We start from the raw sequence: 1,768 nt of genomic DNA, 5'->3' as shown, positions 1-1,768 counted from the left end.
GATTTTATGATAAGCTCCTCGGATTTTAAAAGAACCAGTCATTTGGAGGTTTTCGGGCTTGATATAAATGTCACCGCCATACTCGCTGCTATAAAAATCACTCTTGATCAGGGCGGTTTTTTTAATGATGGGGGCCAGGTGCTCCTGGGCCTGCTTCACTTCTGCCAGGTGATCCTGGTCTAAATAATGGTTAATTTTTTCTTGATCCATATTGACTCCTTGTTTATTGGTTTGCGTAAGGGATACGACTGGAATTATATTCATGCATTCTTAAGTATACAGAATACAGAAATAATGTCAATAACCTGAGGATTGAAGTTTTAGGAGATATGAAAGGTGGTGGAGTGGCTTTAAAAAATGAGCATCACATGGTATGATTATCCTATATATTTTTATAGAGAGGAAACGCTTATGACCTTTAATCCCAACAGTTCTTTTTTATTCATTCTGGCGGCCATCGTCATTATCTTCGTGCTGGCCCAATCGGCCTTCTTTTTGGTGCGGGCATTGCGCCAGGCCAAGGCCTCGGGCATGGATATGGCCCGGATTCGCCAATCGGTTTTATCCACGGCTATTTTTACCATCGCACCAGCGGTATCCATTCTTTTAGGGGTGGTGACCCTGGCTAAATTCCTGGGGCTTCCCCTCCCCTGGATTCGGCTTTCGGTGATCGGGGCTATTACCTACGAGCTGCCCGCGGCATCCTCCACGGCCACGGCCCTGGGGATTTCCCTATCGAGCCTCATTGGTGACCCCAAGGTGTACACGGCGATCCTCTGGGTGATGACCCTGGGAATTCTGCCGAGCCTGATCTACGTCCCCATTCTGTTCAAGCGCATCCAGCGGGGGCTGGTTTCCATGAAGGCCAAGGATAGCCGCTGGGGGGATCTCTTTATCGATGCCATGTTTCTGGGGATGATCTCCGCTTTCCTGGGGATGGTTTTTTCCACCATCAGCCAGGGCCTTGTGGGGTGGATTCCGGTTTTCGTCCTATTGTTTTCCGCGGCGGTCATGGGGGTCTGTGGTCTGCTCATTAAAAAATTCCACCACGCCTGGCTGGAGAACTATGCCCTGCCCATCAGTATGCTCTGCGCCATGATTTTTGCCATCTGGGTCACCCCGGTGATTGGAGGTTAAGTGATGAAGGATTTTAAAACCTATAACGACGCGACCTATCGCTACGGACTGCTTTGGATTTGGACGGCCATTGCGGTGCTCCTGGCGGTGCCGGTTATTGTTTGCCTGGTGTACGATGCCTGGCCCGAGGGCACGGCGGTGCTCAAGGGACTTTTGGGAGTGGCGCCCATTTACTGGACCGTTGGCCTGATCGAGGTGATTACCTACACCCCTATGCTGGGGACCGGGGGGACCTTCATCGGTTTTGTCACCGGGAATGTGACCAGTCTGAAGGTGCCCGCCGCATTAAATGCCATGGAGGCCATGGAGGTGAAGCCCGGCAGCGAGGAGGCGGAAATTGTATCCACCATCGCCATTGCGACCTCGGCCATTGTGACCACCATCATCATTTCTGTGGGGGTCCTCCTCTTTTCACTGCTGACCCCGGTGCTGGAATCCCCAGTGCTGAAGCCGGCCTTTGACAATATTCTTCCGGCCCTTTTTGGCGGCCTGGCCGTGGTATTTATTGGCAAGAGCTGGAAGATTGCCATGGCACCCCTGGTCTTTATGGTTCTGCTGTTTATCGCGGTGCCCAGTTTAGCCAGCTCTGTGGGGGTATTGGTCCCCGTGGGAGCCCTCATTGCCATTGGGG

The 1,768-nt window shown here is 52.0% G+C and carries 3 protein-coding genes; 2 read left to right on the top strand and 1 reads right to left on the bottom strand.

Going from position 1 to position 1,768, the window contains the following annotated elements; translation table 11 throughout:
- A partial coding sequence (locus VB081_RS00460) for a pyridoxal-phosphate dependent enzyme (RefSeq protein ID WP_323398903.1) occupies positions 1–210 on the bottom strand: 210 nt, incomplete at its 3' end.
- A gap of 147 nt (positions 211–357) precedes the next feature.
- Here VB081_RS00460 and VB081_RS00455 point away from each other — a divergent pair.
- Together VB081_RS00455 and VB081_RS00450 are read left to right on the top strand one after the other, a co-directional pair.
- Positions 358–1,137, top strand: coding sequence for a DUF5058 family protein (locus tag VB081_RS00455; protein ID WP_323398902.1), 780 nt, complete (start codon positions 358–360; stop codon positions 1,135–1,137).
- 3 nt (positions 1,138–1,140) lie between these two features.
- On the top strand, positions 1,141–1,768 hold a 628-nt coding region (locus VB081_RS00450), incomplete at its 3' end, for a hypothetical protein (RefSeq protein ID WP_323398901.1).

This window comes from Christensenella sp. (genome assembly GCF_034927525.1).
Classification (GTDB): Bacteria; Bacillota; Clostridia; order Christensenellales; family Christensenellaceae; genus Christensenella.
This window is presented reverse-complemented; position numbering and strand designations above follow the sequence as displayed.

Coding starts and splice junctions, on each gene's coding strand:
- VB081_RS00455 (WP_323398902.1), top strand. CDS start 358: ATGAGCATCACATGGTATGATTATCCTATATATTTTTATAGAGAGGAA.